19 protein-coding genes are annotated in these 20069 nt (G+C 60.2%); 9 read left to right on the top strand and 10 right to left on the bottom strand.

Features of this window, described 5'->3' with window-relative positions; genetic code table 11:
• Positions 1–345 precede the first annotated feature (345 nt).
• Positions 346–1143, top strand: coding sequence for an SDR family oxidoreductase (locus tag KJS47_RS12565; RefSeq protein WP_213525390.1), 798 nt, complete (start codon positions 346–348; stop codon positions 1141–1143).
• 207 nt (positions 1144–1350) lie between these two features.
• Here the strand turns inward: KJS47_RS12565 and KJS47_RS12560 are convergent, their stop codons facing one another.
• On the bottom strand, positions 1351–1530 hold the full coding sequence (locus KJS47_RS12560) for a hypothetical protein (RefSeq protein ID WP_213525389.1): 180 nt from the start codon (positions 1528–1530) through the stop codon (positions 1351–1353).
• Positions 1531–1771: 241 nt separating this feature from the next.
• Here KJS47_RS12560 and KJS47_RS12555 point away from each other — a divergent pair, with 241 nt between their 5' ends.
• On the top strand, positions 1772–2470 hold the full coding sequence (locus KJS47_RS12555; RefSeq protein WP_213525388.1) for a GNAT family N-acetyltransferase: 699 nt from the start codon (positions 1772–1774) through the stop codon (positions 2468–2470).
• A gap of 29 nt (positions 2471–2499) precedes the next feature.
• On the opposite strand, the gene KJS47_RS12550 is transcribed toward KJS47_RS12555, so the two are convergent.
• Together KJS47_RS12550 and KJS47_RS12545 are read right to left on the bottom strand one after the other, a co-directional pair.
• Complete coding sequence (locus tag KJS47_RS12550; RefSeq protein ID WP_213525387.1) at positions 2500–3501, bottom strand: nucleotidyltransferase domain-containing protein; 1002 nt, start codon at positions 3499–3501, stop codon at positions 2500–2502.
• 220 nt (positions 3502–3721) lie between these two features.
• The gene (locus tag KJS47_RS12545) at positions 3722–4291 is read right to left on the bottom strand and encodes a P-loop nucleotide/nucleoside kinase family protein (RefSeq protein ID WP_213525386.1); all 570 of its coding nucleotides are present in this window, start codon (positions 4289–4291) and stop codon (positions 3722–3724) included.
• A 224-nt stretch (positions 4292–4515) separates the two neighbouring features.
• Between KJS47_RS12545 and KJS47_RS12540 the strand changes: the two genes are divergently transcribed.
• From KJS47_RS12540 to KJS47_RS12520, 5 genes are all read left to right on the top strand, one after another.
• Entirely contained in the window at positions 4516–5325 is an 810-nt protein-coding gene (locus tag KJS47_RS12540; RefSeq protein ID WP_213525385.1) for an alpha/beta fold hydrolase, read from the top strand.
• Between the two features lie 81 nt (positions 5326–5406).
• On the top strand, positions 5407–6075 hold the full coding sequence (locus tag KJS47_RS12535; RefSeq protein WP_213525384.1) for a DUF998 domain-containing protein: 669 nt from the start codon (positions 5407–5409) through the stop codon (positions 6073–6075).
• 69 nt (positions 6076–6144) lie between these two features.
• Positions 6145–6579: a YciI family protein gene (locus KJS47_RS12530; protein ID WP_213525383.1), complete on the top strand. Its 435-nt coding sequence runs from the start codon at positions 6145–6147 to the stop codon at positions 6577–6579.
• Positions 6576–7844, top strand: coding sequence for an RNA polymerase sigma factor (locus tag KJS47_RS12525; RefSeq protein ID WP_213525382.1), 1269 nt, complete (start codon positions 6576–6578; stop codon positions 7842–7844). The genes KJS47_RS12530 and KJS47_RS12525 overlap by 4 nt, the downstream gene beginning before the upstream one ends.
• A 60-nt stretch (positions 7845–7904) precedes the next feature.
• Positions 7905–8336, top strand: a complete 432-nt coding sequence (locus KJS47_RS12520) for a YciI family protein (RefSeq protein ID WP_213525381.1) — start codon at positions 7905–7907, stop codon at positions 8334–8336.
• 77 nt (positions 8337–8413) lie between these two features.
• Here KJS47_RS12520 and KJS47_RS12515 read toward each other — a convergent pair whose 3' ends face one another.
• From KJS47_RS12515 to KJS47_RS12500, 4 genes are all read right to left on the bottom strand, one after another.
• Positions 8414–9256 carry a nucleotidyltransferase domain-containing protein gene (locus KJS47_RS12515; protein ID WP_213525380.1) on the bottom strand — a complete coding sequence of 281 codons (843 nt, stop codon included), beginning with the start codon at positions 9254–9256 and terminating at the stop codon, positions 8414–8416.
• Positions 9257–9515: 259 nt separating this feature from the next.
• Positions 9516–10979 carry a hypothetical protein gene (locus KJS47_RS12510; RefSeq protein WP_213525379.1) on the bottom strand — a complete coding sequence of 488 codons (1464 nt, stop codon included), beginning with the start codon at positions 10977–10979 and terminating at the stop codon, positions 9516–9518.
• A 223-nt stretch (positions 10980–11202) separates the two neighbouring features.
• Positions 11203–11643: an acyl-CoA thioesterase gene (locus tag KJS47_RS12505; RefSeq protein ID WP_213525378.1), complete on the bottom strand. Its 441-nt coding sequence runs from the start codon at positions 11641–11643 to the stop codon at positions 11203–11205.
• Between the two features lie 129 nt (positions 11644–11772).
• Positions 11773–14010 (bottom strand): MMPL family transporter, encoded by a 2238-nt coding sequence (locus KJS47_RS12500; RefSeq protein WP_213525377.1) that lies wholly within the window; start codon positions 14008–14010, stop codon positions 11773–11775.
• A 176-nt stretch (positions 14011–14186) separates the two neighbouring features.
• Here KJS47_RS12500 and KJS47_RS12495 point away from each other — a divergent pair, with 176 nt between their 5' ends.
• Positions 14187–14807, top strand: a complete 621-nt coding sequence (locus tag KJS47_RS12495; RefSeq protein WP_213525376.1) for a TetR/AcrR family transcriptional regulator — start codon at positions 14187–14189, stop codon at positions 14805–14807.
• Between the two features lie 89 nt (positions 14808–14896).
• Here the strand turns inward: KJS47_RS12495 and KJS47_RS12490 are convergent, their stop codons facing one another.
• From KJS47_RS12490 to KJS47_RS12480, 3 genes are all read right to left on the bottom strand, one after another.
• Positions 14897–16330 (bottom strand): NAD-dependent malic enzyme, encoded by a 1434-nt coding sequence (locus tag KJS47_RS12490; RefSeq protein ID WP_213525375.1) that lies wholly within the window; start codon positions 16328–16330, stop codon positions 14897–14899.
• 126 nt (positions 16331–16456) lie between these two features.
• Positions 16457–17224, bottom strand: coding sequence for a response regulator (locus KJS47_RS12485; RefSeq protein WP_213525374.1), 768 nt, complete (start codon positions 17222–17224; stop codon positions 16457–16459).
• Positions 17184–18818, bottom strand: a complete 1635-nt coding sequence (locus tag KJS47_RS12480; protein ID WP_213525373.1) for an ATP-binding protein — start codon at positions 18816–18818, stop codon at positions 17184–17186. The genes KJS47_RS12485 and KJS47_RS12480 overlap by 41 nt, the downstream gene beginning before the upstream one ends.
• Positions 18819–18981: 163 nt before the next feature.
• Here KJS47_RS12480 and KJS47_RS12475 point away from each other — a divergent pair, with 163 nt between their 5' ends.
• Complete coding sequence (locus KJS47_RS12475; protein ID WP_213525372.1) at positions 18982–20052, top strand: DctP family TRAP transporter solute-binding subunit; 1071 nt, start codon at positions 18982–18984, stop codon at positions 20050–20052.
• Positions 20053–20069: the final 17 nt, after the last annotated feature.

Here is a 20069-nt window from a genome sequence, read left to right as displayed (position 1 = left end):
AAAAGTGGAATACACGTTGAGTGAGCAGTAACAGACATTCGTTCTTGAACTGATCCCCCATTTATTCGATAATACAAAATATGGGGATGAAGGAAAGGGGATCGTTAGCCTATGTGTCCTTCCTTGTAATGGTTTGATGGAATCCGATCGCATGACCCGGTAATGGCAGAGGCCATTGCTCCGGCTCCTCATGCCGATCTTCAACCATTTCAAGGAATGCGGGCAACCGTTTGATCCACCTGCTGCGCGGATACTTGATGTATCCGCTTTTTATTTAACAGCGGGATTTCTCATCCCCATCCAAAGAACGGTTTTCTCGTCTCCTCATAACGGGAGGTATAGAAATTGACCAGATTACAAAATAAAATTGCTATAGTCACAGGTGCGAGCCGTGCAGGTGGCATTGGGGCTGCGATTTGCCGGGCATTGGCTAACGAAGGAGCCAGCCTGTTCTTTACCCACCTGTACGACTATGACAATGAAATTTATCCAAACGATGCGGATAAGAACTGGCCCGATTTGTTCGCAGACGAACTTCGAAAAATGGATGTTCAGGCGGCACACATGAGCTTGGACCTCACCGTGCCTGGTTCCGCGTCGTATTTGTTGGAGGAGGTCCGGAAATCGGTTGGCCTTCCAACGATCCTCGTCAATAATGCGACGTATAGTGTCGATGCGGATTTCCGCCAATTAACCGAGTCTCTCATCGATGCTCATTGTGCTGTCAACATTAGGGGGACCTTCATGCTGTCCGCCGAATTCGCCCGCATGCTCGAAGCCGAGAAAAAAGCTCGTTCCTCCAATAGCGTGCTCGGCGGACGAATCATCAACCTCACTTCCGGCCAAGGGAAAGGGCCTATGCCAGGCAATCTTGCCTATGCCGCGACAAAAGGGGCCATCTCCGTGTTTACCGAATCCCTGGCCGCAGAGCTAGCACCGCTTCACATTACGGTCAACGCGGTCGACCCCGGTCCTACCGATTCCGGCTGGATGTCCGAAGAGGTGAAACAAGCGCTTCTGCCGCGATTCCCGATGGGCCGAATTGGACTTCCGGAAGACGCCGCCCAACTGATCGCTTTTCTAGCAAGCGACGATTCCCAATGGATAACGGGCGAAATCATTCATTCTAGAGGCGGTTTCTAAAGGAATCTTGTTGCTTAGCTGAAGCATCAGACAAGACTTATCCTTTCGCTCGCGGTTCCCGATCGTTAACACAAAATACTCAAAAATAGGGCCATCCCGCAAAGGATGGCCCTACTACTTGCTGATCCAACTAGCGCGAAGACTCGTACCAAAATGGCCATTCGTCCCACGAGTACGGAAGCCATAGACCGCCAGCCGGCCGCTTCGTTACAAGGATCTTCTGTCTTTCGCCAGCCGCAGAAGCTCGTCTAGCTTCTCTTGCATTTCTTTGTCCGCCTGCTTTCTCCGCTTTACGTAGCCGTTGACCTTCACCAGAGTAACCACAACGGCCACAACGAGCGCCAAGAACAGGAGCTCGAAGACAAACGAACCAAAATGAAACGACATTCCTTCCCCTCCTGGATTCATATCCCCTTATTATGGGAGAAGCAGGAAGAGGATTCAACCCTTGACCGTCGCAGCACAGCCTCACACGTCAGGAGTTGCCCACTGACAAGTGATGCCGAGCTTCGCACGCGAAAGCATACGGAGGCTGGTGCCATTTTTCATTCCAACCGATCTTTCCCGTGCTTCTACCCGTCTAATGTGCTGGAATGAAGAGAACTAGCAGCAGAAAGAAGGGGATCGCTTGCTTAACGAGATGGAGACGATGCGACTCCAGACCGAGGTGCTTTTCAGGCATAACGAAGCCTTGCGGCTGACCGGTCTTAATGAGAGCGATGGAGGCTCCGCCCCCCAAGTGTTTTGGGGATTTACCACATGCGGCAGCGTGCTGCGGTTCCACGACGATCTGCCAGAGGACCTGGTCCGCTCGATCGCCGGACAGGTCGAAAATAGCGAACCGGCCAGCCGGACGATTGCCGCCATTGTGAACCTGCTGAACGAGCGTCAGCAGGTCCAGAGCTTATGGATGGGCCCCGCTTACCGGTTTGCGGAGCTGCCCGTATGCGCCGGCCAGCCCGGCATCACCGGGCTGCCCAAGCGGGTGACGGCAGAGACAAGCCGCTGCCTGCTGCCGTTCTTCCCTTCGCTATGGGCGGATTGGGGGAACAGGGAGCCCTGCTGGATGGTGCTGGACGGGGACCGGGCCGTGTCTGTCTGCTTCAGCGCCCGACAGACCCGGGAAGCGGCAGAGGCAGGGGTCGAGACTGCGGAAGGCTATCGGGGTCGAGGGTATGCGGGCATAGCCGCAGCCGCCTGGGCGAAGGAGATCCAAGGCCAGGGCAGGCTCGCCCTGTACAGCACGTCTTGGGACAATCGGGCTTCTCAAGCCGTAGCCGGACGGCTGTCTCTTGTGCCGTACGGAACCGATCTGTCCTTCTATTGACCGAAGGGTCGTTTGCAGCGGGAGGGGCATCATACCGAGAGCGACAGAAGCTCCCGGCAAGCGGAGCGGAGCAGATCCGCCCCGGAACGAAGCCGGGACGCCTCGGTCTCCGCTCCCAGCCACTCGGGATACGGCGGTCCGTCCAGCTTCCGGTACTCGTACTTCGCAAACACGCGTAGGACGTCTCTTGCATCCTGCACCTGCGTCACCGGTTCCCCGATGAGCAGACGGGACGCATAAGACCTCGCATGGCGCTGCCGGATCTGCCCGGGCGCGGCCTCCATCCGTTCGCGGACCCTTGCATCACTCAAGTTTGCGATCTCGTTCAGGTCGTCGGCCAGCTTCGCTAATCCCTTTTCCGCCGCAGCCCTCTCGAACCGCGTGCCGAGCCGGGTCCAGGATACGTCCCGCAGTCCCCACCCCTCCATGCAGAACGTCCGGATAACTTCCGGAAGCGTGTACAGCGTCCGGTTCGCCTCGCCCAGCTTCTCTGCCGCCAGCTCGTGATCGAGCTGGGCAAACAACACGGCGATCCGGTCGCGCTGCTGGTTCACCCGATACGTCACGACCTCAGGCAGGAAACGGACCGAACGGATCCAGCCGAGCACTCGTTCCGCGTCCCCGTATGGATCGTAAGGCGCTTGCCCGCCAACCCCTTTGTCCAGGATGTGATAAAGGCGCGTCTCCGCCAATGCCTCTACCGCCGGCCCGCTCAGCGCCTGTTCCACCTCCTGTCTCGTCACGTACAGGGTGCCGGCATCCAGCGTCGTGCTCCATCCTTCCCGCTCCCATTGCTCAGCCAGCCGGCTTCGGATCGGACCGATGCAGGCATTCGCCTCCGGCGTTGACAGGATGGGAATGAGATCGACATCCGAGAGCGGCCAAGTCTCTCCTCTGCCGATGCTTCCCCCCAGGATAAGACCCTCCACTCCGTCAATCTCCGACAAGGCCTGAACGGCCTCTTCCGCACGACTGGCGAGTATATCTTTCCACTGGGATAGATAGTCGTGGTCATTGATGAACACTTTCATAGGACATGCTTTCCCCCTCTTTTAAAAGGGACGCCGCCCGTACGGTTGGGCCCCTTTTTTTCTCTTTACTATAGGCGGGATCATTCTGGAAGAACAAGGGAGAGAATCGTTATAGCAGCTGAAGAGGGACAAGAATGCGAAGAAGCATCTATTGTCTAGATGTAAGGAACATTTCTCCTAACGTTATAAGAAGTCACCCAATCTGCTCATTTTGTCCTAACTAGCTTAATTGATTTGAATAGTCCGAGCCGTCCTTCTCCTCCGCCAAAAAAGCCAACGCTTCCGTTATGTAGCGGTCGAGCGGCTGGCCCGTATCCACGATCAGATAGGGCACGTCCGACGGCCGTTTGCTCTTGCTCGTCTCCTGGGTGAGGACGAAGCCTTCTTTCATCTTCGCCGGAACGCCGGCCACCTGGCTGCGCAGCCGGGGGCGCGCCGTCAGGCGCCGGTCCAGCTCCTCGACATCGCCAAGGAAGCATTCGATATACTTGTATGCGGCCCCGTGCTTCTCTGCAAGCGCTCCTCCCTTCGCCAGCATCACCTCATACATACAGGGGCTGTCCAGAATGACGCTCCGTCCCTGCGACAGCAAAAAATCCGCAAGCGCCCAGTCGATATGATACGAGATGTTCCCCGTCTCCTTCGGATCGAGCAGCTCCTCGCTCGCTTCCAAGAGAGCCGTCTTGACGATATCGTGATCCAGGACAATCGCTCCGGTGCGCTCGGCCAGGATGCGGGACAGCGTAGATTTGCCCGAGCCCGGGTACCCGGACATTTGCAGAAAAAACATGAGACTCCTCTCCCCTTCCCTTGTTGGTTTCACCAAATCCCAATTTACCATAATCACCCACCCCCGCGACTTGTTTTCCATGAGAGGCACCCTCAGGAGGGCTATTCGGAAAGCTCGATGGCTGTTCACGAAAAAACTTTTTATTTTTTTCGGCTGCCTGTCGATTTCCCTTTTCTCCATTCGTCGTCCATGTAAAGAGCACAAAAAGCAAAGGAGATACACTTATGAAAACAGTCATTTCCAAAGATGGAACCACCATTGCGTATGAAAAGAGAGGAAGCGGGCCGGCGCTCATTCTGGTAACCGGTGCATTCAGTTACCGCCAGTTTCCCGGACAGGTCAAGCTGGCCGAGCGGTTAGCCGAGCGGTTCACGGTCTACCATTACGACCGCAGGGGACGCGGAGACAGCGGAGACGCCCCGTCCTATGCCGTCGAGCGGGAGATCGAAGATCTGGAGGCCATGATCGGCGCAGCGGGCGGCTCCGCCTACGTATACGGCTTGTCTTCCGGTGCGGTGCTTGCGCTGAAGGCAGCGGCCCAAGGGGCGTCGATCAAGAAGCTTGCGTTGCACGAGCCTCCTTTCGTGGTCGAGGCGAAGGACCCCAAGCCACCGGCCGATTTCGTCCGGCACGTTCAGGAGCTGGTTATCTCGGATCGGCGGGAAGAAGCAATTCGGTACTTCATGACGAAAGGGATGGGAGCGCCGACTTTCGTCCCGGCTATGATGCGCCTCATGCCCGGCACATGGAAGAAGCTCAAGGCCTTGGCTCACACGCTCCCTTACGACGCGGCTTTGCTCGAAGGTTACGCATCCGGCAAACCGCTGGATCCCGAGCCCTGGCGCGGCGTCTCGATCCCTGCGCTGGTTCTCGAAGGTCTTGAGAGTCCGGCTTCTCTGCGGCATGCGGCGCTGGCTGTGAAGAATGTCCTTCCGAACGCGCGGCTGCTCAGCAAGAAGGGGCTCGGTCATACCAAGAAATTGGATGCCGGGCGGATCGCCCCGGAACTGTCTGCCTTTTTTGCGGACCGCTAATTAGCCCCCTGAAACGTCCTCTTACGCTTAAACGACACAGCGTAGAGAAAGATCCTCTTACAAGAAGAAAGGATGATAGGCATGAAGGAATTCCAGAGTCAAACACGGAATGTATGGGGAAGAAAGCTGCTGGCCGGCGGCGTCGCGGTCGCACCGCTGTTCTATGGGATCTCGCTGGCCCAATTTACGCGTGAGGGCTTCGATATTCGCCGCCATGCCATCAGTACGCTGACACTCGGCGATTGGGGATGGATTCAGAGCCTGAATTTCATCGTGACCGGATTGCTCGCCATCCTGGCCGCCATCGGCTTCCGCACCGTCCTCCGAGGCGGGAAGGGCGGCGCATGGGGGCCCTGGCTCATCGGCCTCTTCGGATTGGGTATGCTCCTCGCGGGTCTCTTTCGACCTGACCCGGGACTGAGCTTTCCTCCCGGCGCGCCTGACGGACCGCCGGCTTCGATGAGCGGCCATGCCGCCATCCATATGGCAGCCTTTTGCCTGGCGTTCTTCAGCCTGGTCGCAGCCAGCCTCGTGCTGGCCCGGCGGTTCGCTGCCCAAGGTGAACGGGGCTGGAGCCGATACTGCATAGGCTCGGGACTGGCAGCCATGGTCCTCATTCTAGCCGGAATGGGAATGGGCACCTGGGTGGGCGTGCTGATGGGGATCGCCGGACTCATCGCCTTCGGCTGGGTATCCCTGCTAGCCGGCAGACTGAGCCGCGACTATTCGAGCATAATCCGAAACTTGTAAGCACCTTGTTTATTGAATATTTGCAAAAAAAACAAACCAGAACGATCCAATCAAAGGAGGAACCAACCTATGCGATTCATGCTGATCATCAAAGCAACAACAGATTCGGAGGCAGGCGTTATGCCGAGCCAGGAGCTCGTGGACGCTATGCAAAAGTATAACGAGGAATTGATGAGAGCCGGCGTGCTGCTCGGAGCCGACGGCCTGCGGCCCAGCGCAAGCGGCATTCGAATCTCGTATCCGGAGCCCGGAGGCAAACCGAACGTCCTCGACGGTCCGTTCACGGAAGCCAAGGAGATCATCGCCGGCTATACGCTTATTGAAGTGAGCTCGAAGGAGGAAGCGCTCGAGTGGGCGCTGCGGATGCCGGATCCCCACGGTGGCGGCCAGGGCGAGATTGAGATCCGTCAAGTGTTCGAGCCGGAGGACCTGATGCGCGATCCGGAGACACTCTCTAGAGAAGCCTCTCTCCGCAAGCAGGTGCAGGAGCTGAAGCAAGCATGAGCTTGCCGGCCGTCCACCGAACGATCGACGCGATATGGAAGATGGAGTCGCCCAAGCTGATTGCCCGATTGACGCGTATGGTGAGAGATGTGGGACTAGCGGAGGATCTGGCCCAGGACGCACTTGTTCTCGCTCTGGAACGCTGGCCGGAGAGCGGAATCCCGGATAATCCGGGCGCATGGCTGATGACGGCGGCGAAGCGGCGCGCGATCGATCTGCTGCGGCGGAACAAACGCCGGGACGAGAAATACGCCGAGGCCTCTCGAGAAACGCCGCTGTACACAGAGGACACGATAGATCACTGGTCGTTGGACGGGGAGATCGGCGACGATCTTCTCCGTCTGATCTTCATGACCTGTCATCCGGCCTTATCCCGAGACGCCCGCGTTGCATTAACCCTTCGTCTGCTGTGCGGGCTGACGACCGAAGAGATCGCCCGATCCTTTGTGACGGCAGAGCCGACGATTGCCCAGCGGATTGTGCGTGCCAAGAAAACGCTGCATACCCATAGAGCGGCGTTTGAAGCCCCTACGGGAACCGAGCTTGCAGGCCGCTTGTCCGGCGTGCTTGAGGTCGTCTATCTCCTGTTCAACGAAGGGTATTCGGCAACCGCCGGGGAGCACTGGGTGCGGCCCCTGCTCTGCCAGGAAGCACTTCGGCTGGGACGCATCCTCGCCGAGCTTGTCCCTCAGGAGCCGGAGGTGCACGGACTGGTCGCACTGATGGAAATTCAAGCCTCGCGCTTGCGGGCGCGGTCCGGCGCGTCGGGGGAACCGGTGCTGCTCCTGGACCAGAACCGGGCGAAGTGGGACTGGCTGCTCATCCGCCGCGGTCTCGCAGCGCTCGAGCGCTGCCGGAAGCTGGGCGTGCCGCTGGGTCCTTATGGACTTCAGGCGGCCATCGCCGCCTGCCACGCGGAAGCGCCGACGGCAGCGGAGACGAATTGGATCCGCATAGCGGCCCTCTATGAAGCGCTGTCCCGAACGGCGCCGTCCCCCATCGTCGAACTGAATCGGGCGGTTGCGATCGCCATGGCGTTCGGCCCGGCGTACGGGCTGCAGCTTGTCGACGAGCTCCGTGCCACCGCTGCCCTGAAGGGCTACCATCTGCTGCCGAGCGTCCGTGGGGATTTGCTGCTGAAGCTGGAACGCTTCGCGGAAGCCCGCGAGGAGTTCGAACGCGCAGCGTCGATGACCCGCAATGCCCGCGAGCAGCAGCTGCTTCGAGAGCGGGCAGCAGAATGTGCAGCCAAGCTTCAACCTTGATTAGAGCGGGAGATCGAAGCTTCCTTCGTCATCCTACTAGAAGGAAAGGAGGAAAGTAGCATGCGTTATATTCTACTCGTCCGGGCAACAGCCGGATCGGAGGCACGCGTTCCGTACGGTCCGGACTTCCACCTTGCCAGGGAAGCCTACCTGTCGGCGATGGAGGAAGCCGGCGTGCTGCTCGCCGCAGAAAAGCTGCAGCCTAGCAGCAACGGGCTGCGGCTCGTGTACCACGATCAGGGCGGGTCCCCCGAGAGAGAGATTGGTCCCTTCGCGTTGGATCAGGCGTTCTTATCGGAATACATTCTGTTCGAGGCAGAGACGGACGAAGAGGCCGCGGCGTGGGCGAGCCGGCTCCCCCTGCCCGGCGAATGCGGACAGCCAGAGATCGAATTGCGGAAGCTGGAGGAACCGACTTCCGGATGCGATTCCCGTTCCCTCGTGCTGGAAAGAGAGTTGACTTCCCAGCTCCATATGCTGAGAAACCATTAGCGATAGCAACGGACGGGCAGGGACAGGTAGGGAACGATCCCTCACAGCGAACACACTGATCCGTGCCTAATGCCCGTCTACTCGGCACGGGCGGCCAGCCCGTCCGTTTCTCGCAAGAGCTCCTCCCATAGCGACAGGAAGCGGCTCAGACCGCTCGGGCCGGTGCCGAGCAGAGACAGCGGTCCCTCGATCCGTTCCCTGTACTGAGTGGGCGCGATCGGGAAAGAATCGGCAAGAGCAAGCGCTCCTTTCTCGTTCATCCAGTAGCAGCCGTTCAGGGCAAACAGCACCTGGTTCATGCAGGAGACCGAGCGGAACCAGCAGCCCGCGACATACGCGAGGTCCCCTTTGGCCGCGCCTTTCTTGCCTGCCTCCCAGGCAAAAGAGGCTTCCCAGCCAAACTTGTCCACAAGCGCCTTCCGCAGCTGCGGTGGATAGGGCGCCGTCTTTTGCTTCAGCGCCTCCACCCTGCCCTCCCGCTCCCACAGCATCTGGCAAAGGGCAATCTCCGCCATGTAGACGGCATTCACGAAGCCGTGCGGATGGCCCGGCTGGTAATCCATCGTTACGATCCCCGCCAGACATTGTTCGAGTACCTCCGCTACCTTGTTCAAATCCCGGTAAAGCCAATCCATCGGCCGGCCGTCTACGGTCAGCCAGCCGCCTCCGTTGATCCAAGGCCCCCATTCGCCGGGCTCGGTCACGGCGTCGGCGCGGCGGGCGTCGTCCAGGCAGGCGGACGCTTCCCGCAGTGCTTGCAGATCCAGCCCAATGTGCGGGTCATAATAGATGCCGATATCGACATCGGAGTGGACGCCATGCGTGCCCCTCGCCCTCGAGCCTCCCAGAACGACCGCCTCCACGCCCCGAACCTGTCGAAGCGTGTTCACCGCCCGTTCGATCGTGTGCTGGACTTCCATTGCGGCTTCCCTCCCTTTTTCTCCATCCTAGTAACCGGACCCTGCTCGTGCCTGCGCCCCGTTAAATCCACTGTCTGTCGGCTAGGCTGTTAAGCCTCTTTTTCAACTGGACCCTATTGGCGTATTAATGATGACGGCTGTGACCGGCGACATGCCAGATTCCCTTTATCCAAATAGAGCAAATGAGCGGAATGCTCCCGCACCCGCTCATTTGATTCGCCGCTCCCTGCCGGGATCCGGCGCCTCGCATACTTACCCTCTACTTGCTTCCGGCTTTTGCCCGGTACAGCTCATAATCCCACCAAGCGGCAGAGTTGCCGCTCATCACTTCGGTGACGCCGTTCACGCCGATTGCGTAGACACTGCGGCCGTCCGCATACGCCGAAGGCATCCAGTAGCGCAGTTCCCCGTCTGCGGGCAGATCCGCGATCTTGTGTAGGCTGCCATCCGCTCCTACGCGGAAGAACCCTTCCTTCGCCGTCTCCCTGTCCATGAGCACATACAGACGAGCGACCGCTTCCCGGCCGAGCGGAGCCAGCATCTCCACTTGCTGCTCCGGCCGGTCCCCTCCGATGAGCGTGCTGCTGCCGTCATCGGCCAGCCAAAGCACCCGGCCCCGCTGGTCGGCGTTGCTCGCGCGCATCTCCTTGGGAGCGTAGCTCCACAGCCAGACGCCCCCCTCACCCCGCGCATACCCCGCGAGGTCCTGGTCAAAGCCCTCAAGCTTCTCCGCCTTCCCGTCGCGGATCACGAACAGCTGTGTCTCATGCGGCGTATAAGGCCCCGGAATGAACGTCAGGTAATACACCGTAACGGCGAGCACCGACGTCTTGTCGTCAACCGGCACGTAGCTGCTTCGGTAGAAAACACCCTTCTCCTCCACCGGCTGCTCCGGATTCCGGAGGGCATAGGCGCGGTTTTTTTCGAAGTATGGCTCCAGGGATAATAGCTCGGTCCCCCGGAACAGCAGCTTGTCGTCCTTGCGCTCCAGCTCCTGCCCCCGGTCGGGATTCGTCTGCTCGCTGCGCTGCTCGCGCGCCTTCCAGATCGCGTCGGCTTCGTTCTCCTGAAGATAAGCGGGCAGTCCCGCAAGCGACTTCGGCAGCCGGTACATCCCGCGGCCGTTCAGCTCCGGCGTGTAGAGATATGCTTCATCGTCGTAAACGACCGTATCAAAAAACGGGTGCTGGGCCGTGCGGATCGCAAATCCGGTCTCGCTGCTCCAGCTCGTCTCCCAACGGAAGCTGTCGTTCGTAAACCGCCACGTCATCGGGAAGTATGTGATCCCTTGGAACTCGAGAAGCGGATACGGCTCCGAACCGTTGTCGATCGTCTCGGCGTTGACACGGACGGGAAACGCCGCCACATTCGCCCGATAGCTCTTGCCAGTCTGGAAGCCTCCGCCCTGCTCCATCGCAAGCTCCGTTTTCTCCTCGGCCAGCGCATCGACCGCGAGCCCCGTCTCCGCGTCCCATTGCGTCCGCAGTCCCATCCCTTGCCCGACGTTCCAGGTCATCGGAAAGTAGGTGATATCCCGATAAACAAGCACCGGGTATTTCAGCTGCGTGCTGTCGATCGGCTGCCCGTCGACTGTAACGGCAAAAGAAGGCAGCCGGACCGTCACCTCCTGGCTCTGAGCCGATGCGGTTCCCGGCGCGAGCATGGCTAGCAGCAGCGCTCCCGCCAGCAGTCCACTCCTCTTCCGCCGCATTTTCTTGTTCATTTGGTCCTCCTCCTGCCGCGGCCCGTTATGCTCGGCTTTCATGGATGTGCATCACCCTTTAGACGCGCTTTCTCCCAAAAAGTTACAGCTCCCGTACCTTAACATTCCATGAGCCACCGCACCCCTAAGATCATCAAACAGGAGAGGGGGGCTTCAGCAAGTCCCCCTCTCCTCCGTTTGATTCCTATTTTTCGTTTTCTTTCCCTCCGCGATCTCCCTTCCCCTAATCCACCTTCCGCTTGATTGCCTCGTATTTGGCGAACCAGTCGGGGAACGCCTTCTTGAACGAGACCGGGCGAAAATCACCGTCCGCCTGCTTGACGACGATATGCGTCGTCGTTCCCTCGGCGCAAACCTCGTCCTGCCCGTTCACGATTTGAAAGCCGTAGGTGGTGCGAATACCGGAATTGTCCTCCACCCAAGTGCGGACCGCTGCACGGTCGCCGAGGCGTATGGACTTTTTATACGTAATGTCGAGATTATAGACCGGAGCAAAATACCCTGCCCGCTCCATCTCGAGGTAATCGAACCCTACGTCCTCTATCAGGCGCGTCCGGCCGAGCTCCAACCATCGGATATAGCTGCCGTGATAGATGACGCCCATCTTGTCGGTATCGGCATAGGTCAGCTCGATCTCCTTGGTGGCGATATAAGGAATGGTCATGGAATCAGATCCTTCTCGTTGGTATAGCCCCGCTTCCGTCCGAAGCCGGGACCTGCCTATTCAGCATAACACATTCCCGCAGTAGGAAGCATGCAGGGGGCCTTGCTGCCAGCTTGACGAAACGCGGGACTAGACCGAGCGCTGGCCGGCCGTCGTCTCCTCCGGCAATCCGCTCCGTCTGCCCGGCCAGAACGCAAGACGGCCGAGCAGCACGGTGATCGCGGGCACGAGGAACGGGCGGACGAGGAACGTGTCGAGCAGCACGCCGAGCGCCGTGATGATGCCGAACTGGAGCAAAACCTGGATCGGCAGGGACGCGAGAACCGCGAACGTTCCCGCAAGGATCAGACCGGCCGAGGTGATGACGGCGCTCGTCTGGCTGACGCCCTCTTGGATCGCCTGCTTGAGCGGCATCGTGCGGCTCTTTTGCCAGATGCTCGACACCATGAAGATGTTGTAGTCCTCGCCCAGCGCGACGAGGAATACAAAAGCGTACAGCGGAATGACGTCCTGAATGGCCTCCGTGCCGAGTCCGTAATGCAGAATGAGCCACCCGAGACCGAGCGCCGAGAAGTACGACAGGATCACGGTACCGATCAGGTAGGCTGTGGCAACGATCGAGCGCAGATAGACGAGCAGCAGAATCGCGATCAACGCTATGACGAGCGGAATGATGATCCGAGTATCCCGGGTCGTCACCTGCTTGGCGTCATACTGCGTCGCGGTCTGCCCGCTGATGTGAACCTTGTCCGCCGGGTTCTGGACGCCTGCCTTGGCCAGCGCTTCCTCGGCAGCGGCTTGCAGCTCGGGAATCCGGTCCATCGCTTCGTTGGAGTATGGATTCATCGCGAATTGCACGTCATACGCAACGATGGCGCCGTTCGTCTGCCCTTTGACCGGCTCGCCGACGTGGGCCAGATAGGACAGGCTCTTAAGCGTGTCGCCGAGCGGAACGGTACGGTTCTCCGTCTCGATCATGATTTTGGCCGGAGCGAGCTCGCCCGGCGAAAAGGTGTCCGCAATCGTCGCGAACCCTTCCCGGGAAGGCATATCCCCCGGGAACGAGGACAAAATGTCCGATGTATACTTGATTTGCGGCGAAACGGCCGCGAGTCCCCCTAGCAGGACGACGCTGAGCAGCGCGATCAGCCAGGGACGCTGGACCACGAGATGGCCGATGCCTTTGCTGAACCGTCCGCCCTTCTTGGGCTGCGGCAGCGGCTTGCCCTTGCGCTGCGCCCTTTCCCGCTCCATCTCCGGGGTGCGCGGGATGAACGGAAAGAACGACGCGCGCCCGATAATCGCGAGCAGTGCCGGCACAAGCGTCAGGCTCGCGACAAACATGACGAGAATGGACAGGCTGAACGGCACCGCGAAGCGCACGAATTGGCCGTATCTGGCGGCCAGCAGCGCGAGAAGCGACAGGACGACGGTGAAGCCGCTCATCGCGACGGCGCCGGAGGCATCCTTGATCGCCGCGAACAGAGCTTGACGCTTGTCGCGCTCAACCGCGAGCAGCTGGCGGAAGCGGGCGATCAGGAACAGGCAGTAGTCCGTGCCTGCGCCGAACAGCAGTACGGTCATGATCGAGATCGACTGGCCGTCCGCCGTGATCCAGCCCTGGTGCGCCATGAAGCCGAGAATCGGCGACACGACGAGATAGGCGAAGCCGACCGCGATGATCGGGATGAGGGCCAGAATCGGAGACCGGTAGATGAGCAGCAGCAGAATCAGCACGAGCAGCACGGTTGCGATCAGCAGCGTGAAGTCCGCGCTGCTGAATAGCGCCGTCGCGTCAATCGAGATGCCGACCGGCCCGGTAACACGCGCATTGAGCTCAGCCGACTGGCTGGCCGCCTGGAACGGATCGGCGCCGGCGACGGCCTTGGCCTCCTCCGCCAGCTTCGTCACGCTTTCCTTGAGATGCTCGGCATCGGTGCCTTTGGCAAAGAAGATGGGCAGCACAAGCGTGGTGCGGTCCTCGGACAGCTGCCCCTTCAGCGCCGGAAGCGGCATCTTGTGATACGGAGGGACGAAGGATTGCTCGGGCAGCGGCTCGGCGGTCAGCTTCTCCGTCAGCTTCTGGAGCTGTTGCAGGTCGGCGTCGGAGAGCCCGCCCGACCGGTTCCAGACGATCAGCGCGGGAATGCCGGTTTCGTTCGGGAACTGTTCGTTAGCGAGGCGCTCCGCCTTCACGGACGGGCGATCGTCCGACAGATTGGGCGCGCCGTTGTCCTCCTCTCCGCTGATGGAAGGGAAGACGAGGCTGAGCAGCGCCGCCAGCACAATCCAGACGACGAGTGTCACCCAACGGGTGCGGGGACCGGCTACCCAGCCGCCAAAACGTTCGGCAAATGACTTGTTCATAAGGGTTCCTCCAATGGTTGGTGCTTGGATTGAAAATGCGGTAACATGAAGAATAAGTTTATTATATCTACCGTGCAGTTAATTTTACAAGATGTTTATACAAACCTTCTTGAAAATTCCTGTACAAAGGTTGTACAAGATTAAGAAACCAAGAATGCAGCAAAGGAGCAGGACCGATGGCAGCACCGAACAAACGAAGCCCCGGCCGTCCCAAGCGGGGCGAAGCGGATCCGAAGTTAAAGGAAACGATCCTCCAAACGGCCTCCCGCGCCTTCATGGAAATGGGTTTCGAGGCCGTCTCGCTGGAGCAGATCGCGCAGACGTGCGGCATAACCAAGGCGTCCATTTACTATTACTTTCCAAACAAGGCGGCGCTATTCTCCGAAGCGATCGTCCGCATGATGGGCAACATCCGCCGTCTGACCGCGAGCCTGATGGAGCAGCCGCTCCCGCTGCGCACCCGGCTCGAGCAGGTGGCGGAAGGCCATATGCGCCAGGCCCATCTCGAATTCGAAGGTCTGATGAAGGAAGCAGGCCCCTCCCTGTCCGAGGAACAAGTCTGCAGCATTCGTGAAGCGGAGCGCCTGATTCATGAGGAGATGGCGGAGCGGTTCCGGCAGGCGATGGCAAGCGGCGACATTCGCGAGGCCGACCCGATGCTGCTCGCCTACGGGTTCGAGGCGATCATGATGATGAGCAGCCGCGACCGGCTGCTTGCAAGGTTCCCGTCTCCGGCCGAGGCGGCCAAGGCAATTGTCGAGCTGTACTGGTATGGTCTCGCGCCCGTCACGCGCTAAGCTTGCCATCGTACGGATCTCAAGCAACCAAAAAAAACGGCTCCTTCCCTGAAGGGAAAGAGCCGTTTTGGCATTCGTGCTGGTTCGTATTAGGACTGCGGCTTGTCGCGGAAATCGCGGCGGCGGGCAAGACCGGTAGCGTAGGCGGCGTCGATGACCGCGTCGCGCACTTTCTCGGCAACCACCGTGTTGAACACGCTGGGGATAATGTACATCTCGTTGAGCTCATCCTCGCTCACGACCGAAGCGATAGCGCGGGCAGCGGCCAGCTTCATCTCTTCGTTGATTCCGGAAGCGCGGCAGTCGAGCAGGCCCCGGAACAGCCCCGGGAAGCAAAGCACGTTGTTGATCTGGTTCGGATAATCCGAACGGCCTGTCGCCATGACGCGGACATAGCCTTCGGCTTCTTCCGGCGTAATTTCCGGCGTCGGGTTGGCCATCGCGAACACGATGGAGTCCTTGGCCATTTTCTTCACGTCCTCTACCTTGAGGATGCCGGGAGCCGATACGCCGATGAAGATGTCGGCGCCTTCGATGACGTCCGACAGCATCCCTTCCTCGCGGTTCGGGTTCGTATTCGCTGCGTACCAATTCCACGCATCATGCGCATACTCGCGGCCGGCGACGAGTGCGCCCTCACGGTCTACGCCCACGATGTTGGTCGCTCCGGCGGCAAGCAGCATCTTGGTGCAGGCAATGCCGGCGGCTCCGATGCCGGTCAGCACGATCTTGCAATCCTCGAGCTTCTTGCCAACCAGCTTGACCGCGTTAAGAATGCCGGCCAGCAGGACGACGGCCGTGCCGTGCTGGTCGTCGTGGAAGACCGGAATGTCCAGCTCCTCGGACAGACGGCGCTCGATCTCGAAGCAGCGCGGCGAGGAGATGTCCTCAAGGTTGATGCCTCCGAACGCAGGCGCAATCGCCTTGACGGTCCTGATAATTTCTTCGGTATCCTGGGTATCCAGGCAGATCGGGAACGCGTCGACGCCGGCGAACTGCTTGAACAGCATCGCCTTGCCTTCCATAACGGGCATCGCGCCGAGCGGGCCGATATTGCCAAGTCCGAGAACGGCGGTGCCGTCCGAAACGACGGCGACAGTGTTCCGCTTGATCGTCAGCGTATGCGCGCGGCTCGGCTTGTCGTGGATGGCCATGCAAATGCGGGCGACGCCGGGCGTGTACACCTTGGACAGGTCGTCGCGTGTCTTGATCGGCGTCTTGGCCGTCATTTCGATTTTACCGCCCAGGTGGACGAGGAACGTCTGGTCCGAGACGTTGATGACGCGCACGCCGGGCAGCTCGCCAAGCGATGCGACCAGCTCGTCCGACTTGGAAGAATCGCTCATGTTGACCGTGATGTCGCGCGTGGTCGTCTGCTTGCCGGCCCGCGTGACGTCGACAGCGACAATGTCGCCGCCGCGGTCGCCGATCGCCGTAGCGATCTGTCCGAACGACGTCTGTTCTTTATCGATTTCGAGACGCAGCACCAGTGTGGTAGCGCCTGCTGGGGATTTTTGAGCCATGTTACGGAGCACCTCATTTCGTAAGATCCAAGAATGTAAAGTAAGGGTAGCTTGCCAAGCAGGTTAATGTATAGATTCTACTCATATTGTTCGTTTTGGTCAATTTGATTTTTGGTCCAATTTTGGTCAAATGGATGAATGACCTGGAGGAAACTCGATGTAGGCATACCGATTGACCGGTCGACCGACCCCTCCGTAGCGGATGTCGATCTTCACCCTGCCGTTCTTCTCGAGATAATCCAGATAGCGGCGCGCCGTCACGCGCGCGAGCCCGACGCCGTCCGCCACCTCCTCGGCGGATAGCGCCGTGTTGCTGCGCCTCAGGATGGCGACGATCTGCCGGAGCGTGATGGCGTTCAAGCCCTTAGGCAGCTCCGCCGGCTCGGGGAGCTCCGCTGCGGGAACGCTCCTAGACGCCGCGGAGGGCTCGTCACCGGCCGTTATTCCCGCTTCCCGGCCCTGCAGCAGCCGGTCGAGCCCTTCCTGCGTCACTTCCTCGCCGGCCAGCATGCGCCGGCGCCGCTCCCTATAGTGCTCGAGCGCCTGCTTGACGCGCTCGAACTTGAACGGCTTGATGATATAATCCGCGACGCCTCCGCGGAGCATCGCCTGGATCGTCGCCGCGTCCTTCGCCGCGGTTATGGCGATAACGTCGACCGGCACCTGCTCGGCCCGCAGCCGCTCCAGCGTCTCCAGGCCGTTCAGCGACGGCATGAACACGTCCAGGATGACGAGCTCGGGGCTCAGCTCCCGAATCATCCGGAGGCCTTCGGTACCGCTCGCCGCGATCCCGGCCACCTCGAACCCTGGTACCCGCTCCACGAACTGCCGGTTGACCTCCTGCACCATCGGGTCATCCTCCACGAGCAGCACTCGAATCGCCGTCTCCGTCATGCCCCACGCCTCCATTCCTTGCGAATGTAATCAAGATGCTCGTCCCTTCCTCCGGCACCGACTCGCACGTCAGCTCGCCGCCTCCCTTGCGCACGATTCCGCTGACCAGATGCATGCCATATCCCCGCTTGCCCTCGGCCTTGGTCGAAAAGCCCTTCTCCGTCATGCGGAGCCGCGTCTCGTCGTCCATGCCGATCCCGTTGTCTTCGACAAGCAGGGACAGCGACTGCTCGTCCTGCGCCAGGCTGACGAACACCTCCTTGTCCGGCCGGTCCGTCCGCTCCAGCGCATCGAACGCGTTCTCCAGTACGTTGCCGAGAATGAGCACCAGATCGTGATGGTCGAGGTTCGACGGGAACGCTTCCAGTTTGGAGAGCGGATCGAGCTTCACCTCGATGCCCAGCTCCTTGCCCCTCCCCACCTTGCTGAGCAGCAGGCCTGAGACGCTGGCGTCAGAGATGCGCTGGGTCAAAAACCTCGTCAGCTGCTCCTGCCGCTCGGTGACGTCGAACAGGTAAGCCAGCGCTTTGTCGGGCTGTTCGAGCTGTAGCAGGCCCGCGATCGTATGCAGCTTGTTGCGGTGCTCATGGTTCTGAACGCGCAGAGCGTCGACAAAGGCACGGACGCCCGTCAGCTCCTCGGCCATCTTGGCCACCTCGGTCCGGTCCTGAAAGATGGCGAGCGCCCCGATTCGGCGTCCCTGGACCTGCATCGGCACGCGGTTGCTCCAAATCAGCTTGTTGCCGACGATAATCTCCTGGTTATAAATCGCCCGGTCCAGGCGGAGAATCTCGGGCAGCCGGCTATCCGGGATAATCTCCGTAATGGAGCGGCCGATGACGTCTCCCGTAATGCCGAACACTTCCTTGGCCTTGTCATTGAAAATCGTGATCCGCTCTTCCATGTCGATGGCGATCACGCCTTCGTGCATCGCGTGGAAGGCCGCCGTCCGTTCCTCCAGCACGCGGGCGATCTCGGCAGGCTCCAGGTCGAACATCTGCTTCTTGATGTGTCCAGCGAGCTTCCAGGAGCCCCATACGCCGAACAGCAGCGACAGGAGAAGCGTCAGCGTGATCGGCGCCCGGTTGTCGGCGATGAGCTCGCCGGTCGTCGGCAGCAGCCGGCCGGCCATGACGACGCCGACCTGCTCGTGCGCGCTGTTCATGACCGGCACGAAACCGCGCAGCGCCGTCCCCTGCTCGCCCTTAGCCTTCGTCTGGAAGGTGTGCTCGGCAAACGCGGCCTCGGCATCTTCGCTGCGGAACACGTCCCCAATCCGCTCCGCCACCGGATGGGACAGCCGAACCCGATCCATATCCATAACGACGATATACGTCATGTCGTTGATAACCCGGATCCGGTCCGCGACGGGAGCGATCGCTTCCCGCCGCTCACCGGTTTCCAGAGACTGCCGGATGTCGGGCAGCTCGGCGACGGTTCGGGCGGTTATCATGACGCGCCTGCCGATCTCCTCTTCCTTCAGGCGGATCATGCTCCCAAGCAGAATGATCCCGCTGATCAGCAGAGAGAAGGTCACGATTCCGAACGACAAGATGGCGATTTTCCAGTTCATCCGCAGACTGCTGAGCCTCATTCTCGTCTCCCTCCCGTCCGTCCGGCTTCCGATTCTCGCCCGCACGCGTTATAGTTTAGAGAGGACAGACGAAGGAGTCTGCCAGTTCCCGCTACCTGCAAGTATAAGATATTTTGACCCGTTAGCCAAAATAGAAACCGAATTCACGACTGGAGGTGCCGCCATGAAAACCGGGTGGGGCATGGCCCTCTTCCTCTGCATCGGCCTGCTGGCCGCCATCCTGGTCGGCTTCCGCCCGGACCTGTCCGCCGCCGGCAAGCTGGGGTATGACGAGGACCAGGAAGGCCTGAAGGACAAGATAATTGTCAAATTCAGCTTCGTCGTCGCGGAAAACACGCCCAAGGGGCTCGCCGCCGACCACTTTGCGAAGCTGGTGCGAGAGAAGACGAACGGCAAGATCGAGATCCAGCTCTATCCGAACGGCATGCTGTATACCGACGACCAGGAGGAGGTCGAGGCGGTCCGGCGCAACGACGTCCAGATGATCGCCCCCGCTTCAAGCAATTTGACCGCCCTGCTGCCCGCCTGGCTTGTGCTGGACTTGCCCTTTGCTTTCCGCGACAGCCAGGAGGTGAGAGCGGCGTTCGACGGGGAGATCGGCCGCCGGCTGTTCGCGACGCTGGAGAGCAAGAACATGAAGGGACTCGCCTTCTGGGAGTCCGGCTTCCGCCAGATGATGGGCAAGACCGGGCCGCTCGTCCGGCCCGGGGACTTCGCGGGCCAGACGTTCCGCACGCTGCCGAGCCGGGTGCAGGAGCGCATGTTCCAGAGACTCGGCGCGCGTGCCCTCTCGCTGCCGTTCAACGATATTTACCACAACCTGGAGACCGGACAGGTTCAGGGGGTGGACAACACGATGTCCAACATCTTGACCAAGCGCCTCTATCAGGTGGAGACCTATTTGACGATCAGCAATCACAGCTACCTCGGCTATCCGGTCATCGTAAACCGGGACTTCTGGCAGCATCTGCCGGAGTCCAAGAAACAGGTGTTGACCGAGGCGCTGCAGGAAACCGGCAGGTGGATGAGCGACTTGTCGGACAGCAAAGACCGCGAAGCGCTGGCTGCCATCCGCGCTCAGGGCCATCTCCAAATCCACGAGCTGACGGAAGCGGAGCGAGCGGAATGGCGAACCGTATTGGATCCGCTGTACGAGGAGATGAAGCCGGTCATCGGCGAGGAGCTCGTCTCGCTCGTCCAGCAGCAGCGTGGGGCCTCGTCCCCGGCCCGATAGCCTTTTCCGGCCTTGTC

This window comes from Paenibacillus sp. J31TS4 (assembly GCF_018403265.1).
Lineage (GTDB): Bacteria > Bacillota > Bacilli > Paenibacillales > NBRC-103111 > J31TS4.
The sequence above is the reverse complement of the archived record's forward strand: the minus strand, read 5'-3'. Positions and strand labels throughout refer to the sequence as shown.

Coding starts and splice junctions, on each gene's coding strand:
- KJS47_RS12545 (WP_213525386.1), bottom strand. CDS start 4,291: ATGTTTTTTCTGCAAATGTCCGGGTACCCGGGCTCGGGCAAATCTACG.
- KJS47_RS12490 (WP_213525375.1), bottom strand. CDS start 16,330: ATGGCTCAAAAATCCCCAGCAGGCGCTACCACACTGGTGCTGCGTCTC.
- KJS47_RS12560 (WP_213525389.1), bottom strand. CDS start 1,530: ATGTCGTTTCATTTTGGTTCGTTTGTCTTCGAGCTCCTGTTCTTGGCG.
- KJS47_RS12525 (WP_213525382.1), top strand. CDS start 6,576: ATGAGCTTGCCGGCCGTCCACCGAACGATCGACGCGATATGGAAGATG.
- KJS47_RS12505 (WP_213525378.1), bottom strand. CDS start 11,643: ATGACCATTCCTTATATCGCCACCAAGGAGATCGAGCTGACCTATGCC.
- KJS47_RS12480 (WP_213525373.1), bottom strand. CDS start 18,818: ATGAGGCTCAGCAGTCTGCGGATGAACTGGAAAATCGCCATCTTGTCG.
- KJS47_RS12520 (WP_213525381.1), top strand. CDS start 7,905: ATGCGTTATATTCTACTCGTCCGGGCAACAGCCGGATCGGAGGCACGC.
- KJS47_RS12475 (WP_213525372.1), top strand. CDS start 18,982: ATGAAAACCGGGTGGGGCATGGCCCTCTTCCTCTGCATCGGCCTGCTG.
- KJS47_RS12500 (WP_213525377.1), bottom strand. CDS start 14,010: ATGAACAAGTCATTTGCCGAACGTTTTGGCGGCTGGGTAGCCGGTCCC.
- KJS47_RS12550 (WP_213525387.1), bottom strand. CDS start 3,501: ATGAAAGTGTTCATCAATGACCACGACTATCTATCCCAGTGGAAAGAT.
- KJS47_RS12510 (WP_213525379.1), bottom strand. CDS start 10,979: ATGAACAAGAAAATGCGGCGGAAGAGGAGTGGACTGCTGGCGGGAGCG.
- KJS47_RS12530 (WP_213525383.1), top strand. CDS start 6,145: ATGCGATTCATGCTGATCATCAAAGCAACAACAGATTCGGAGGCAGGC.
- KJS47_RS12535 (WP_213525384.1), top strand. CDS start 5,407: ATGAAGGAATTCCAGAGTCAAACACGGAATGTATGGGGAAGAAAGCTG.
- KJS47_RS12540 (WP_213525385.1), top strand. CDS start 4,516: ATGAAAACAGTCATTTCCAAAGATGGAACCACCATTGCGTATGAAAAG.
- KJS47_RS12485 (WP_213525374.1), bottom strand. CDS start 17,224: ATGACGGAGACGGCGATTCGAGTGCTGCTCGTGGAGGATGACCCGATG.
- KJS47_RS12495 (WP_213525376.1), top strand. CDS start 14,187: ATGGCAGCACCGAACAAACGAAGCCCCGGCCGTCCCAAGCGGGGCGAA.
- KJS47_RS12515 (WP_213525380.1), bottom strand. CDS start 9,256: ATGGAAGTCCAGCACACGATCGAACGGGCGGTGAACACGCTTCGACAG.